The 16,621-nt window shown below is 47.2% G+C and carries 12 protein-coding genes; 6 read left to right on the plus strand and 6 right to left on the minus strand.

Going from position 1 to position 16,621, the window contains the following annotated elements; genetic code table 11:
* Positions 1 to 16: 16 nt before the first annotated feature.
* The 3 genes from KO501_RS16920 (at position 17) to KO501_RS16930 (ending at position 3,220) form a co-directional block, all read left to right on the plus strand.
* A complete protein-coding gene (locus tag KO501_RS16920) occupies positions 17 to 1,303 on the plus strand; it encodes an alginate export family protein (RefSeq protein WP_216030872.1) in 1,287 nt (428 codons plus the stop codon).
* A 76-nt stretch (positions 1,304 to 1,379) separates the two neighbouring features.
* A complete protein-coding gene (locus KO501_RS16925) occupies positions 1,380 to 2,033 on the plus strand; it encodes a DTW domain-containing protein (protein WP_216031124.1) in 654 nt (217 codons plus the stop codon).
* Between the two features lie 74 nt (positions 2,034 to 2,107).
* Complete coding sequence (locus KO501_RS16930) at positions 2,108 to 3,220, plus strand: hypothetical protein (RefSeq protein WP_216030873.1); 1,113 nt, start codon at positions 2,108 to 2,110, stop codon at positions 3,218 to 3,220.
* 71 nt (positions 3,221 to 3,291) lie between these two features.
* Here KO501_RS16930 and kduD read toward each other — a convergent pair whose 3' ends face one another.
* The 5 genes from kduD to KO501_RS16955 form a co-directional block, all read right to left on the minus strand.
* Entirely contained in the window at positions 3,292 to 4,047 is a 756-nt protein-coding gene (kduD, locus tag KO501_RS16935) for a 2-dehydro-3-deoxy-D-gluconate 5-dehydrogenase KduD (protein ID WP_216030874.1), read from the minus strand.
* Positions 4,048 to 4,094: 47 nt separating this feature from the next.
* Entirely contained in the window at positions 4,095 to 6,158 is a 2,064-nt protein-coding gene (locus tag KO501_RS16940) for a DUF4962 domain-containing protein (protein ID WP_216030875.1), read from the minus strand.
* A gap of 72 nt (positions 6,159 to 6,230) precedes the next feature.
* Positions 6,231 to 8,048 carry a hypothetical protein gene (locus KO501_RS16945; RefSeq protein ID WP_216030876.1) on the minus strand — a complete coding sequence of 606 codons (1,818 nt, stop codon included), beginning with the start codon at positions 8,046 to 8,048 and terminating at the stop codon, positions 6,231 to 6,233.
* 191 nt (positions 8,049 to 8,239) lie between these two features.
* Positions 8,240 to 9,346 carry a cytochrome c peroxidase gene (locus tag KO501_RS16950; RefSeq protein ID WP_216030877.1) on the minus strand — a complete coding sequence of 369 codons (1,107 nt, stop codon included), beginning with the start codon at positions 9,344 to 9,346 and terminating at the stop codon, positions 8,240 to 8,242.
* A gap of 11 nt (positions 9,347 to 9,357) precedes the next feature.
* A complete protein-coding gene (locus KO501_RS16955) occupies positions 9,358 to 11,802 on the minus strand; it encodes a TonB-dependent receptor (protein WP_216030878.1) in 2,445 nt (814 codons plus the stop codon).
* Between the two features lie 272 nt (positions 11,803 to 12,074).
* Here KO501_RS16955 and KO501_RS16960 point away from each other — a divergent pair, with 272 nt between their 5' ends.
* Genes KO501_RS16960 through KO501_RS16970 form a run of 3 tightly spaced genes read left to right on the plus strand, consistent with a single transcriptional unit; the run spans position 12,075 to position 15,236 of the window.
* Positions 12,075 to 12,275, plus strand: a complete 201-nt coding sequence (locus KO501_RS16960; protein ID WP_216030879.1) for a DUF1656 domain-containing protein — start codon at positions 12,075 to 12,077, stop codon at positions 12,273 to 12,275.
* 2 nt (positions 12,276 to 12,277) lie between these two features.
* The gene (locus tag KO501_RS16965; protein ID WP_216030880.1) at positions 12,278 to 13,144 is read left to right on the plus strand and encodes an HlyD family secretion protein; all 867 of its coding nucleotides are present in this window, start codon (positions 12,278 to 12,280) and stop codon (positions 13,142 to 13,144) included.
* Positions 13,137 to 15,236 carry an FUSC family protein gene (locus KO501_RS16970; protein ID WP_354667846.1) on the plus strand — a complete coding sequence of 700 codons (2,100 nt, stop codon included), beginning with the start codon at positions 13,137 to 13,139 and terminating at the stop codon, positions 15,234 to 15,236. Before KO501_RS16965 ends, KO501_RS16970 begins: the two co-directional genes overlap by 8 nt.
* 18 nt (positions 15,237 to 15,254) lie before the next feature.
* On the opposite strand, the gene KO501_RS16975 is transcribed toward KO501_RS16970, so the two are convergent.
* Positions 15,255 to 16,577, minus strand: a complete 1,323-nt coding sequence (locus KO501_RS16975) for a sugar MFS transporter (protein ID WP_216030881.1) — start codon at positions 16,575 to 16,577, stop codon at positions 15,255 to 15,257.
* Positions 16,578 to 16,621 lie beyond the last annotated feature (44 nt).

The raw sequence follows: 16,621 nt of genomic DNA on the forward strand, positions 1-16,621 counted from the left end.
AATACGAGAGAACGAGATGAAAGCACCAATTGCCCAATTACGGTTTATATTGGCCGTGATCGGCACCCTGTTTTGCGACCAAATTTTAGCGCAGGATTTAGACACATCCCTAGGGGGGTCTTATCGTTTACGGTATGAGTCATTAAATAACCCTATTTTTCCCACCACAGCTGAAGTCAGAACCCAAACCAACCAACGGTTATCATCTCGGTTGTTAGTTAACGGGCGTATAAGCTATGGGCATTGGGAAGGTGTGGCACAACTGCAGGACTCGCGGGCCATGCTAGATGACAATGACCCCAGTTTAACGTCGAACCAGGTAAACACGTTTGAACCCCTGCAGTTTTATATTCGCTATAGCAATGTGAGCGAGAATATAAGCGCCATTACAGCCGGGCGTATGACCGTGGATCACGGTAGTCGCCGTTTGCTAGCAAAAGGGATTTATCGCAATACGGCGAATGCCTTTGATGGCATTATGATTGATACGCATTGGCATAATTGGAAGGTGCGCGGGTTTTATTTATTACCAGTAAGCCGGCTACCTACCGATGCCGACAGCCTAGATAATAACGACAGAGCCTTCGATAAAAGTGATCGCCGCCGCCGTTTTTATGGCTTTTATGTTACCTCTCCTAACAACCAATGGGCCATTCAAAACTATTGGTTAAAAGAAGCCGACGGGCCCAATTTGGCCACCAAAAACCGAGACCTTTACACCCTTTCTGTAAACTATGCCTATACCCCGTTTGCGCAGTGGAAGGGCACGGTGGAGGTTGTCGGTCAAACCGGTACGGCGAGAGAAACTAAAGCGGCCACCGATACCCTCGATAAAACAGTGCGGGCTTGGATGGTCCACGCCGATATAGGCAAACCTGTGAGTGATAACACCTTCATGCGGGCAGAGTTGGATCTGGCCAGTGGTGATAACAATGGCGCAGATACAACCATTAACGACTTTGACACCTTATATGGTGTGCGTCGTTTCGATTTTGGCCCCACCGACGTGTACCAAGCGTTTCCTCGCAGAAACCTGCTAGCAGGGGGAATACGAAGCGTCACCAAGTTAACAGGCGCACACAATATTATGGTGGCCTATAAAGCCCTTTGGTATTTAAAAACCACTACGTCAGACGATAAATTTATTGGACACCAACTAGAAGCGCGCTGGCGATATCAAGTGAATGAACAACTGCAGGTGGCCATGGGGGGCGCATATTTAAATAAAGGCGCGGCGCTTACATCCGGTGATTATCCAGACGATTCCTTATTTGGCTTTACCGGCTTTAAGGTAACGTTCTAGTCGCAACTTGGCGCAGGTTTGCGTACACTTCGCTTTCTGCTACTCGGATCCTTATACCAATTTGCATAACTCTATTATGGCTTTGCGCCTGCAAGAACTGGCCACCTCCACCCGCCCATTTATTACTCGAGGCAGCAAGGTGGTGCGCTGTGAAGGGTGTTTATTACCCCAGCTTAATTGCATCTGCGCTGTTCGACCCACTCCGTCGGCCAATAGTGCCTTTGTGTTTTTAATGGCCAAAGGGGAGTGTTATAAACCATCAAACACCGGTCGACTGATTGCCGATGTATGCAAACACAATTTTGCCTTTGTATGGTCTCGTACTGCCCCTCAGCCAGATTTATTAGCGTTGTTAGACAGCCCCCATTATCAGCCCATTGTTATATTTCCTCACGAGTCGGCACCGGCGCAACGGTGCATTTCTGCGGTGCCAGAAGTGATGGGCAAAACCCCATTATTTATTATGCTAGATGGTACTTGGCGCGAAGCGGGCAGAATGTTTAGAAAGAGCGCTTACCTACAAGCGTTTCCGGTGTTAGGCATTCAACCTGAACAGTTGTCTAGCTATGCACTTCGAGAAGCGTCTCATGCTCATCAATTATGTACCGCCGAAGTGGGGGTGGAAATTCTTAAACTTGCTGGCGAACACGCCTGTGCCGCATCGCTACAGCATTATTTTTTACAATTTAGGCAGCAATATTTAAAGGGTAAACCCCATAGCAAAGCATAAAGGAGCTGAACATGCTTTCTTGTGCTGTGCCCTTTATGGCACACTGGCTTTAGTTTACTGAGGGAAGTTGTGATATGACACTAAATCGTCCGTTGTTCAAACATATACGCAATCATAATGCGTTGTTTACTGAGTTGGCCCAATACCGGCATCAGGCGGTGGCGGGTTTAGGTATGAAAGACTATCAATTTCACAAAACTCCTAAGTTTGTGGACGAACAGGGGCGCCGATTAACCATCGAACCCGAGCGCAGTATTGTGTTACCCAGTGTGCATGACTTAGCCGGGGTAAAATCAAAACTTGCCAACGCTATACCGTCGTTAACTATGGTTACCCACAGTGAAATTGGCTATCGCTATCCTACCGCAGCTTTAGCAGGTCTTGATGCTCCCTTTATAAAGCGTATGCGTTCAGAGTATTTTCATCGGGTAGATGAAGATCGCAGCATTTGTCGGCCGGTGAATTTATCTTACGGCATCAAAAGTCGGGGTAAGGCTGATAACCGTCAGGAGTACGAAGTATGGATGCCCGACGAAGCACCAGATCAAAACCCGCTGCCGTTACTTATTGATCGCTACGGTGAAGACTTACCAAACGATGTGCGGCATTTTGTTGAACAACCCGCCCGAGTGCATGGTTGGATGGGGGTTAAGCGCGCGGCTTTTGAGGCTTTGTATCAAAACCCGGCCGTATGTGGCGACCTAATTATCTGTGTCGCCTTGAGTGTGGATGCATACAATATTGGTGCAAAACCGGATCTATCCTTCTCGCCAATGGCCGAAAGCTCAATTGCAGTAAGCAATGCCGAATTAGAATGGGAAATTGAAGGTTATTACGCGCCGCGCCAATGGCAATTTGATCATGACGATGTGTGGCGAGCCATTAATCATACCTTAGAAGCCATCAATGCGCCCCTAAGAGAGTTTTATGGCGACACTATTGTGCCCCTTATCGAAAGTAAAACCGAACGGATCCTTTCGACAATAAAAGCCATGGGTGTTACCACCGAAGAAATTGAAGCGTTGAATTTGCAGCCTTGGGAATTTGTGCAATCAGAAAGTTTACACAGGGTGAAGTCTCACGATCCTAGCCGCCCAGTAAACCTACTAGGCCGTCTTAACCGGTTGTTTTATCAGCCCGACCGACAATTGCCATCGCTTAACTGGATGCACGATCTAATTACTTAGGGTTGACTACCTAAAGCCGGCTTCACCCGGCTTTAGGGTCAAGATATCGATTCGCTATGTAGGGCAAAAAATTAGCGAGCTAGCCAGCCACCATCTACCGCTAGCACAGTGCCATGCACGTAGTCAGAGGCGGTAGAGGCTAAGAAAACCGCCGCTCCGCTTAGATCATCAGGGCTTCCCCATCGTCCGGCTGGAATACGGCCCACAATTTCACTGTTACGCTTTTCATCGGCCTGTAATGCGGCGGTGTTGTTGGTGGCGATGTAACCTGGGGCAATGGCATTTACGCAAATATTTTTTGTGGCCCACTCGTTCGCCATAAGCTTTGTTAGCCCCGCCACACCGCTTTTGCTGGCGGTGTATGACGCCACGCGAATGCCGCCTTGAAATGACAACATAGACGCGATATTGATGATTTTACCTGGGCGAGATTGGGCCACCATACGCTTAGCCACACATTGACTAAGAAAAAACAGGCTTTTTAGGTTCACGTCCATTACCGTGTCCCAGTCTTCTTCGGTAAAATCTAAGGCGTCGTTGCGTTTGATGGTGCCCGCATTGTTTACCAAAATATCCACCGCGCCCAGTTCGGTTTCGGCTTTATCGACAATCTTCTCTACGCCAGCGCAGTTTGATAAATCTGCCTCTACCAGCACACAGCGGCGGCCCAACGCTTCAATGCGCTGCTGGGTGTCGTTAGCAGGGGTACGGCCTACGGCCACAATGTTTGCGCCAGCCTCAGCAAGCCCAATTGCGATACCCTGACCAATGCCGGTATTGGCACCGGTAACTAATGCTGTTTTTCCTGACAGATCAAATGCCTTCATGGTATTTATTCCCTTTCATATAGCGGCCATACAAAGACCGTTGTCGTTTAAGGTTGTGTGTACTGCGTGGTTTTTACCACCTTACCTGATTTGTCTTTTACCACAGACAGCCAGGTTGCCTGTATATCTACCCCGTCGTATTGCAGATACCCGTTTGGTGCATACAAAAACGTTTCTACATGGTCCGTTGAGGTGATTTCTACGCCCTGCCAATCGGGTGCCGTAATTGGCGTAACCGAAATGGGTGGCGTAGGGGCCTCGCTATACAGGGTTTTAGGTTGCAGTACGGTGATAAACGCCATCTCTTTTACCGGCGTTGTATTTTCGATAAGTAAGGTTTTTAAACTGATACGGCGAATATCATCTGGGCGTTGGGGCGTCATTACTTCTTCCACCAAGGTTTCTTCTATGCGCACGTTACGTTTTTGCGGTGCCACAGGGTATATGGCCAAAGCGCCGTTACCGTTTTCTACTTCAAAGTGGTCGCTGTTTTCATGGTTGGCAAATTTTTCTGAATGAAGACGCCATGTGTAGGTATGCTCAAGGTGGCTGGCCAGTTCATCAAGTACGATAAAATACCCACTTTGACTGTTGATCATATGCCTTGCGTTGCGGGTTAATTGCATTTCTGGGTAGTACATCTTGCTTGATTCACCCACCGCATAGGTGTAGTCATCTTCATTGTAGAAGGTTTCTATTTGCGCGGTGGCTTCACGAGGCACGTCCTTCCACACATTAAAAATGCCCTTACAATTTTGGTCAAATAATTCAGGATCGCTTAAATCTGCGTTATCCCATATTTTTTCACCCACGCAGCCGGTGCCATCCACCGTAATCATGTTGTGTATTTCGGCTTTTGAAGTACGGTTGTAGCCTTCGTCAATGGCGAGATAAGTGCCATTATGAATAAGAATAAAGCTGTTAAAATCGACATGATAATGAGTCAGGCTACGGGTGTGCCAGTTGTTTTCTTCGTCTACTTGCCAGCTTAATTCCCATTGTTTGTGTCCGCCAGGAGGGCTGCATTTGAACGACAGGTGGGTGGCATCGGTTTCCCAGCCCGAACGCATCACTACCAAGCCTAAATCAGGGAAGCAGGCCGACAGCGGCAACACGTCTGGCGATATGGGTTTAACCTCGGGGCGGTACCAAATCATTTCTAAAAAGGCTTCGGGTAAAATGCCGGGGAAGATTTTGCTTTGGTAAGCTTCTCGAAAGAGGAAGTTTTCTCTTACTAGTTCGCCTAGCCATTGGGCGTGACCATTGTTGTACTCACTGGCAATTTTATAATAAGCACCAATAGAATGAGAGCTACGCTTGTCGTGCACATCGGCAAAGTTGACGTTTTCTTCCCAGTTAGGATTAGACTGATACAACCGGTAATAAAAGGTGTTTTTCAAAAAGTCTGTTTCAAAGTGGTTGCTGCCACCGTCTTTACGAATAAGGTCAGCGGCCACTAAAAAGAAGTTAATGGCAAAACGCCAATAGCCGGTACCTTCGTAATTTGAGCCATCTTCAGGCATATACTTAAATACGGTATCAAAATTGGTTTTAATTTCGTCTATCCATACTTGCGCCGGCGGGTAGTCATCGACAATGGCGTAGGCGGTGGTAAGCAAGCCAGCATAGTTTATCCAATTATGGTTTTGCCAGAAATTGGTAGACCAGCAGTGGCCCAGGTTTTCTTGCCCGTAATCAAATATCTTATTGCCTTGTAAAATCAGCTTATCTAAAAATTGTTGCCGTTCATCATCGCTAAGGTGGTCTTTTAGCCAATCGTAAGATAATCCTAAGCCAAACAGTAACCAAGACGCGCTTAAATCTACATCCACTAAAAAGCCATAACCCCAAACATCGTAACCCACCGCAGTAAAGATCCAGCGTTTGGCTTCTTCAAGGTAGTGGGGCTGCTCGGTAAGCAAATAGGCTAGGCTTAAATTGGCGCTGGCCATGCCCATATAGGTCACGCTGGTGGCCGGTGGCGTAACCGACAGTGGCTCGTTTTCATACAAGCGGCATTGTTCGATTAGCCGGGTAAATTGGTTTTTCCGGTAAGTGCCTAGTTCAGCTTTTAAGGTGTCGAGTTGCTCGTTAATAAGCAAATAATTCATGGTAGCGTTTAACCTTTTGTTAAGTGTTCTCACGTCGAAAATGGGTGTTTTCGACGTGGTGGCTAAAATGGGTTACTTTACGTAAGAACATGATGAAGTATTGTCGGTGACGGGCTTTGCCGCCACGGTATTTCTTGAGCCTGCCCAAATCATTAACCCGCTTAGTATGCCAATGACCACCGCGAGTATTAATATGGCCAATCGGCCTGTTCCCGAGTTAGGGAAAAACAGCATACAACCTACAAAAACAGCAATGGCAATGCCAAACCAGCCCACCACGGTAAGTTGTTTAAGATCGTTCCCTTCACCAATTTCTTGCTCAAAATTAATCGGCGTACGAATGGTGGTAAAAAACGCATCAACCCGTTTTCTGTGTTCAGAATGACGAGGCGGAGCAAAGGGGATGGTTAAGAAAAACGGCAAGGTGCCGGTAAGCAGTACGCCGAAAAACTGATGTTGGAAATTCCACGTAAAGCTATCGCTGAGGGCTTGTGAAAAGCCAAAATTCACCAGCGGAACTTTGAAAAAGGCAATGGTAGAGTAGATTAGTGCGCACCCAATGGAAAATAACGCCGCCCACCATGGCGTGCGGCGTATAAACAGCCCCCACAATAAGGGAATGGTAATGGGCGTAGACAACAAGGTGCCTACGCTGATCATCACTTCAAAAATACCAATGCCTTCTTGGCCGGCAAAATACATGGCCAGTAAAATGATGAACACGCCCATGACCCAAGTAAGCTGTATGCCGTAGCGCAGTAGCTGTTTTTCACTTTTCGGCTGCCACTTAAAAAAGCGTACTAACTTGGGATAGATATCTTTTACTAAAATCGCCACATTGGTATTGAGGCCGGTATCCATAGAGCTCATGGTGGCAGACAAAATAGCCACCACAATTAGCCCCACCAAACCCACAGGAAGTAAGCGCATACTGGCAACGGCGTAACTGGCTTCAGCGGGCTTACTTATATCAAAGCCGTCTATCATTTCGGGGTATAAAATTCGTGCAGCAATGGGAGGCACAAACCAAATAACGCTGCCCAGGGCCATTAAAATGGCACATAACAGGGCGGCTTTTTTGGCTTCTTTGCCATCTTTTACCGAGAAGTAGCGAGGTGCGGCGTTAATGGAATTAAATACAATGAACTGTTTGACCACCATGGCACTGGCCCAACCCCAGGTGTATGCACCACCAAATAGGGTGGCTGAGTTCACCATTTGATATTCTTCGGTTAGCCCTTTTATTTGTATCTGTTCAAACATGGCTGATACGCCGCCGATTTCACTGATACATAGCCAAGCCACAATAACCGTTAGTGGTACCAGTATTAACCCTTGTAGAAAATCCGTCGCCATTACCGCCCAGCGCCCGCCGGTGGCCGAATACAACAGCACCACCACGCCACAGACAATAATAACGTGATAAATGTCGTAACCAAAAACCGCAGAACAGAATATACCCAGACCGTACAACGCCATGGCGGAATAAAGTAAACGTACGGGCACTTCGTAAAAGGCGTAGAAATCTCGGGTGACGCTACCAAAGCGTTTGGCAATGGCTTCAGGAAAGGTGGTCACACGCATTTGCCGTAGCCACGGCCCCATAAACAGGTAATTGACAAAAAAGCCAAGCACGTTGCCTAAAAAGATAAAAATAACTGAGAACCCAGATTCGTAGGCAATACCTGCCGCGCCGGTAAAGGTCCATGCACTAAAGGCACTCATGAACGCACTGGCACCCACTAGCCACCAGGTGCCTTTACAACCGCCTTTAAAGTAATCATCGGTATTTGACGAAAACTTTTTAAACACCAACCCCACCGTAACAATGAGAATGAGATAGCCAAAAATGACTAAATACTCTAAATCAGAGATGGCTATCTGAGACATATTCACTCACTCAATACGTAATGGCAAGGTAAACAAAATGACATATTTACTTGCGTAATATTTACAAATTAAAAACATACTGACGTATTTAAAAGGGAATGTCCAGAGTTGCGCAGCCCCCGTTTTATATGAACATAAAACGTTTTACTAAAAATGACCGCGAAAGCCGTATAGGTAAGGCCCTTAGCCGATTAATTCAATTCTGGGGGTGGGGTGGTAAAAGGCATGGTGCCGTTTAGGGTTTCTAAAAATGCGCGCAAATCGTGCATTTCCGTTTTACTTAAATTTAACGGCTGTATTAACGCAGAGAGTGTCGCTAGGGGGATCGTATTATTTGTATCGTGTAGGGGAGCATTTTGCCACCACCCGGCATTATACAATGCTAAAAGGTTGTCTAAATTGTTTATTAAGCCATTGTGCATGTAAGGTGCCGTATGGCTAAGCCCTCGCAAATTGGGCGTACGAAATGCCCCAACATCTGTGGCTTTGCCGGTTACGCTGTAGCGACCTTCAAAGTTGCCTACGGCTTGAAACGACGTGCCAAGGTGATGAAACTGACCGTCAGATAGCTGGGCACCGTTATGACAATTAATACATCGGGCTTTGGTTCTAAACAGGTGCAGGCCGCGGATCTCTGGTTCGCTAAATAGGGCACGCTCACCTCGCAAAAAACGGTCGAATTTGGTGTTAGTGAGGGTTAACGAACGTACATAGGTAGTGATGGCGTTGGTAATGCGTGAGGTGGTTACCTGCGCGGTACCAAACGCTTTTTCAAATAACGGGGAATAGTCGTGTAATTGACTGATGCGTGTGGTGGCTGCCGGTAGTGATGCCGCCATTTCAATGGGGTTAGACCAGGATTGCACCACTTGCTGCTCTAAGGTGTTGACCCGACCGTCCCAAAACACCGAGGTTAAGTAAGCGGTGTTCACCACAGACGGGGTGTTTAACGTATGCACTTGGCGGTTGTGGCCGATGGATTTTCGTCGTCCATCGGCCCAGCCCAGATCGGGATCATGGCAACTGGCGCAGGCAATTTGCTGGGATTTTGACAACCGCCGGTCAAAAAACAGGTGTTTGCCCAGTTCGCGCTTCTCGTCCGAGTAAGGATTTTCTGAGGGATAGGGCGGCTGCACTGGCAACGACGCCAGCGGCGAATACTGCGCTCCTTCATCAATGAAGGGCGCAGGCCAATTTTGTTGGGGGCCTCGGTAAACCTCGGTGAGTGTGTCGCCACTCACCGGGAAAACCCAGAGTCCAACGAGAAGGCTAAGCATACAGCCAATTTTGTTTAGCATGTCATTGCGACTTAAATATTTACACCGACTTCCAGCCAGAATTGCCGGCCAATACCGAACAGTTGAACGCCTTCTTCCGAACGGATCACGTTGGACTTATTGGTAAGGTTAACCACATCCACTTTTACGTAAGGTTCGGCATTAAACATTGGCAAGACATAGCGAACAGAGAGATCCCAAGAAAAGGTAGAACCTTGCTCAATCACCTCATACATATCTAACCCAGTGGTGTCATCCTCGCCTGTTTTTGAAACGGCTTCATAACCTGAGGTATAGGTAAACCGATTGCTTACGGTGAGCTGATCTTCTAGCGCGGTGGTCAAGACATCCACATTCGCTCTAATAGGCACCGAATAGTCCGCCGCTTGCAATTCATAGCGGGAAATTTCTTCGCCTTCAAAGATCACGTTTTCATTGGCATCTTCTGTCCCTGAATAGCCACTGAAGTATTGTTGATCGGAATCTCTATGCGTCCATGACAACATGGTGTTAACCCGCCAAGACGCATCTAACCATTGGTAAGCGGGCGTGCGCCAATAAACATCAACTTGGCGGGTAGTGCTTTGTCCTCGGTTAACGTATTGATACAAGCCTGTATCACTATCATAGTTGGTGCGAATTTCATCTTTACCTTCCCGTCGCACAAACTGGATCCCCGCTTGGCTGTGCCATAATGCGGTGGATAATTCGATGCTCAATTCATCATTAAAGGGAGTATCAAGGTCGCTTTCTACCCATTGTTCAGTGCCAGAAAAGGTTTCGAAGGGCGAGGTGGGATCATATTGGGTTTCTCGTCGTACCGTGGTGACATATTGCTTTTGCAGCTCGGCGAGTTTGTAAGACAAAAAGGACTTGCCGTAATAGCGGTTGACCCCAATTTCAAAACGGGTGCTGTCATCGGCACCAAAATGGCGACCAAATGAAACCCGGGGGGCAATATTGTTATTGGTAAGAAAGTCGTCTCGGGAAGCCCGTAAGCCGCCATGATAGAACCAGTCGTTTACCATACCGTCTAATTGCAAATACGCAGCTAAATTCATCGATAAGAAGGCGATATCGCCGGCACCGTAGGTAACTTCCTCATACAGGTAGTGTTCGTCGTAGGGAACGGCACCATTTAAGCCGTTTAAGTCTGATAGGTTTGGTGGATAAAACTGGGATTCCACATAATCTTGTGCACGGTGCTGTTTTAAATCGACCCGTTTAACTTCAGCCCCCCAGCGTAAATTCGTTACTTCATTGATGGTGGTTATCATATCCGCCGAAGCGGTGATCACTGCTTGTTGTGTTTCTAGCGAACCGTAACTGCCCACGTATTGGTTGTCGGTATAAAAACTTCGGCCGTTGTAGGCCGATAAAGTTTGCGAGTCGCTGTCGCGGGCATTATCGCTATAGTTGATGGCTAAGGTTGTATCTACACGAGTAGCGCCATAGTCATTGCCAAAGTTTACACTTAGGTTCGTGCCCTTAATATCGCTGGTAAAATCAGAGTTTAAAAAGTTAATTAAAAAGGAGTCTTTCGAATAGTCACTGTATGCCAAGGTAACGTATAAATCGTAAGGCACGTCAAGCACGTCGGCGCGTACGGTGGCAAATCGGGAATGGCTTTCAAGTTCGTCTTCGGTTTCACGTAAAAACACATTTCCTGTTTCTAGGAAGTAATCGAAATCGTACAGTAGCGCTAACGTAGAGGTGCGTTTTTGAACCGTTGATGAGCGTTTGTCGCTGTAACCGGCAAAAATACCAATGTTACCGACCCGAGTGCTACCAGAAATCAGGGTTTCTGATTTATCAAAAGATGGCTGAAACTCACCGGGTATGCCCGTAACACGTTGCGCGGCACCGTCTTCAAAGTCGCTTAGCTGGGTTGGATCTACATGGAAGGATGACCAACTGTCCTTGGTGATCCTATGACTGACTGAAAATTGGGATTCGCCTTCAAATTTACGGGTTTTGGCTTTGACCACACCGCCGGTGAAGCCCCCTTCGCTGGCCGCTGCATTGCTATCGATAACTTCAATTTCAGATAAAAACGACGGCTCTATAAAAACCGATTGAGAGTGACCGGCCACTGATGTTCTACTAGGGTAGTCACCACCCGATAGCGTGTTTGCAGGATCAAGAAAGCTATCGATACCAGCATTGTCTAACTGGATATTGTTTTGATAAAACGCCGCTCCGCGGATGGAAAATTCGGCGGGCGCTAGGTCAGACTGCTGCAAACTGTTACTGGCGGTATCGCTAACCCGCACCGAAGGAACAATAGACAACAATTCACTTAAATCTGAACGCCGCGATTGACGTAAATCTTCATCTTTAAGAACGGTGGTGTTCTGTATTTTGTTTTCGGATTTTACGGCGGTGATGTCCAGTTCGGGCAAGGTGGAGTCTTGCGCCTGACTAGCCCCTGTATGCAAAATTGCAAACAGTGATAAAAATAGAGGAGTGTGTTTCATTTCTTGATACAAACTTAAATGATAATTATTTTTATTAGTTTCTCATGTGGTTGTAGTTAATTCAAACATATTTTGTTTTGGCTGAATAAATTATTAATAGATGAAAAAAAGTGGGATATTCGCAAACTTCTCAACTAGAGAGAGCACAGTGGTATTATTAGCTATGTTTAAAGGGGTTAAGTATTACTTCGTGCTAATAAAAGAACGAAATAGTGATCATTTCTGTATTAGAATTACCAAACAAAAAATCGAGTTAACACTGCGGAGGCTTAGTGCTAAGTGAACTTTCGTTAGGCGGCATGCTGTTCAGCCCAATGGTCGTGATGATACCGCTGGCGTTCGCTTTGTCGCTGATCACCCGTTATGTGTTATATGCAACGGGCATTTATCAGAAATTATGGAAACCGCCCTGGGTAGAAGTGGCACTTTTTGTGTGCTATCTGGCCGGTGCAGTGCGAATACTTGCGGGGTAAGCATGGGGAAATTTCTTCGAATTGGTCTCACTTTTGTAGTGATTATTATTGCTGTCATGTCCGGGCACTGGGTGTGGGAGCATTATCTGTATTCCCCCTGGACCCGTGATGGCAAAGTACAAGCCGATATTATTACCGTGGCTCCTGATGTGTCGGGTTGGGTTACTTCACTGGCAGTAAAAGACAAACAGACAGTGAAAAAAGGCGAGGTGATTTTTCAAGTTGATACTCGGCGCTATCAGGCGGTGGTAGACGAACTGCAAGCCGCCGTAGAAAACAAACAACTTGCGCTGGATTTGGCAAATCATGAATTTTCCCGCCGAGAAGGGTTAAAAAGCAAAAATAGCATTAGTGCAGAAGAGCTAGAAAGCAGCCGCATTAGCGCCAGCATGGCCAAAGCGGCATTAGAGTTAGCTCAGGCTCGTTTAGCCAGCGCGCAAATCGATTTGCAACGGGCTACGGTAAAAGCGCCCACCGATGGCGTGGTGGTAAATTTGAGTTTGCGACAAGGCAATTATGTGCAACAAGGCACGCCGGTGTTATCTATTGTGGCGAAAGATTCCTTATACGTAACCGGGTATTTTGAAGAAACCAAATTGCCCCTAATTTACGAGGGACAACAAGCCTCGATAACACTAATGAGCGGTGGTGAACCCATTAAAGGCACGGTGATAAGTATAAGCAATGCCATTGCCGACAGTAACACGGCTACCAACAGCCAATTGTTGCCAGAAGTACAGCAAACCTTTAATTGGGTGCGGTTAGCCCAACGAGTGCCGGTAGATATACGCATCGATTCTGTGCCAGATAATATCCGATTAGTTGCGGGTATGACCGCCTCTATACGGTTAGACACCCAAGGTGAGTAGTACCGCAAAACGTCTGGTTATGGCATACCTCATGCCTGACCGACGGGCGTTGATTTTCGCCCTTAAAGGCGTTATTTCTATGGCGATGGCCATGTATGTGGCCATGTGGTTAGATCTAGATCGCCCTTACTGGGCGTTAGTTTCGGCGGTGTTTTTGCAGGTTCGTCCAGAAACCGGCATGGTGCTGGAAAAAACCGTATGCCAAATTCTCGGTACACTGCTGGGAGGCACCTTTGCCCTCATCATCCTTAACTTCTTTATTGCCTACTCGGGGATCGTACTGTTTTGTTTGGCCATGTGGCTATGTCTAAATGCCAGTTTGTCGTCTTTAGTCCGGCGCATTAATTTTATTTACTTCTTTGCCATGGCGGCAGTAACGCCATGCATTATTATTCTGCTTACCATGGCCACGCCTTCTATGGTCAGTAGCGAAAGCATTTTTAATATTGCGCAAGAACGGGTAAGTGAAATTATCGTGGGTTCGGTATGTGCCATGTTGGTGTCGTTAATGCTGTGGCCCCAGCGGATAGAAAACGTCCTTAAACAACACGCCCAGCATGCCATCAATGAAGCCATGGCGTATTTATCTGTGGAACTGGCCATTGATGGGTCGCATGAATTGCGGCACGCCCATATCGACAGTACGCTAGAATCTCTCACGGCCCTTAACGACGATTCTAGTGCCGTGGTATTTGAAGGCCCCACCGGACAGCGGCAGGCGCGGGCTGCAACCGTGATCTGCAATAAAATTTTGTCGTTAGTTGCGGTAGTACAAATATTCGGGCGCTTACAGCGCAATAATGCGTCGTTACTTTCTGCCAACATGACAACCTTACTGCAAAAATTGCGAGAAGACGTAGCCCTTATTGGTAGTTCGCTCGACTTTGATGAATGCTACACCTTGGCTCAACAACAACGGCGTAAATGGCGTACTTTGTTCGACTCTAACGACCTAACGGCTTTGGAATACCGTTTATGTCGCACCGCACAAGAAATGGTGGCCGATTTGGTGATTATTTTGCGGGCTTATCGGGCCATGAATGGCGGTGAACCCTCTAGTTTAAAAGCCTCGTCGTTAACCCCTTATCGAGATCCTCTGGTGGCACTAACAACGGGGTTTCGTACCTTTTTAGTGTTTTCTATTGGTGCCGGCTTGTGGATTGGTACTGGCTCGCCGGCAGCAATTATGCTGATGATCCTGCCGGTTATTTTTTCCATCATGTTTGCCCGCCTGCCGTCTGCGGTGGTGAAAAAATCGCTGCGTGGTGTGCTTATTGGGGCCACCGTGGCGATCCCCGTTGCTATTTTTTATGCCCTTAATCTTATTGCGCAAAGTAGCGGTGACTTTCCGGTGTTGGTGATGATTTTGGGGGTTCCTTTGTTCCTAGGGCTGATGCTACTTGCATCTCGGCCTTTGCTTCCTTATGGCCTAGGATTTTGTATTCCATTTATTATCTTAGTACAGCCGGGTAACGACATGAGCACATCGTTGTCCGTGGCCTATACCGCCAGTAACGCGTTGGCAATTATGACCGGCCTTATTGTTCTTTATTGGGTATTTAAGCTGTTTGCTGGCCCAGGTATGGCATTAATGCAGCAAAGACTATTTATGGTTACCCGCAAAGATCTTATCAAAGTGGGCACGCCACACCACGACGTAGACTGGTTTAATGCCCGCATGTGCGACCGTTTGCTACGTTTATCAAGTTACGAAAAAGGCATGGCTGCTCAGGGGCGAATTATTACCGACCTGGCCCTTACTGGCCTAAATTTGGGGCATATAATTATGCGTATCAGAAAAATGGTAGATAGCGTCAGTACCCAGTCGCTTACCCAACTGATGCAGGCATGGCAATGGGCGTTAGCTGAATCCTATGTGTTGGCAGCACAGGGCGAAACGCCAGCGTTAATGAACCCCGTGTATCGACAAATTATTGCCGCACTAGAAGATCAACAAGCACCAAAAGAAAACATCGCTATGATTGAAGGGGTATTCGAGCGTATTAACCTTACCTTTGAGCGAACCGCAACTATGGTAAGAACCGCCGATACCCGACAAGAACCGCTGGTGGACACCCGAACAGAGAACTAGCTCTGCTCGGTATAATGCTTACCAGCGTTTAATGCGGCAGCCTTTAGCTGCATAAAAAAGAATAAAACCGTAGCAGGGTATGGTCATCCAATAGGCATTCATTACACCTACGCGATCAGATATCAGCCCAAACACCATGGGTAATATAGCGCCCCCGGCAATACCCATAATAAGCAAAGCGGAACCTCGAGCGGTAAACTGCCCTAAGCCTTCTAATGCCAGTGGCCATATTGCTGGCCATACAATGGCATTGGCTAATCCTAACAAGGCAATACAGGTAATTGGGTTAGGTAAGGTTGCCATGCCGGTCCAACCCCATAGCAGTGATGAAATAGCATGGCTGTCGGCGTTTGCAAATGGAATGCACAGGGTGAGTACAATACCCATACAGGCTGACAACATAAGCAATTGATGTTGAGTCAGTATACGGGGGATCAGCACCAAGCCTAACAAATAGCCAATGACCATAAAAGCCATGGTGTACGAGGTTAAACCTAATGCGCCGGGTACGCCAAGTTCAGAGCCTGCCAGCCCAATGGTGTCACCGGCTATGACTTCTACACCCACATAAAAGAACAACGCAATAACACCCAGTACCAGCTGGGGAAACTGCAATATCGATCCGGTTGGTTGCGTTGTACTTTGTAGTGCGTCGTCTTCGTTTTCTAAGTTAAGCTCGGGAAGGCTCGATTTACGTAATGCCACTGCCAGCACAATCAACGCAATGGCCATACTGATGTAGGGCATGACCAAACTGTCGGCTAACGACTGTATTTGAATTTGGCGTTCGGCATCGGGCAGCGCAGCAACACTTTGTGCGGTAACCCCAGAAAATTCCCCCAGCACCAGCACGGTAAATACCATAGGCGCTAGCCAGCCTGCGCCCTTGTTGAGCAACCCCATAATAGAGATACGCACAGCGGCACTTTCTGGTGGCCCAATTTTTACCAAATAGGGGTTGGATGCGGTTTGTAAAATGGTAAGGCCAGACCCCACCACAAACTGGGCGGTGATAAACAATAAAAAGGTTTGGGCTTCCGCAGCAGGAACAAACAATAAACAACCACCGGCAATCAGCGCCAACCCTAAAGACATGGCGTTGCGATAACCAATTTTATTCAGTACATACGACATGGGCAGGGCCATGACTACGTAGGCAATATAAAAACTAAAGGCAATAAGCAGGGCTTCGGTGCTTGATAGCTGACAAACAATCTGCAAAAACGGAATAAGCGCCCCGTTTAACCAGGTAATAAACCCGAATACAAAAAACAAGGTGCCTATTATTACCATGGGCAATAGCGGGGATGATGCCGGTTGTTGTTGCGGATTTGTTGTCATTATTCTTTCCTTTAGTTTATTGCGGGGTAACCCCGATACGTCCT

Source organism: Alteromonas sp. C1M14, assembly GCF_018860965.1.
In the GTDB taxonomy this organism is placed as follows: Bacteria; Pseudomonadota; Gammaproteobacteria; order Enterobacterales; family Alteromonadaceae; genus Alteromonas.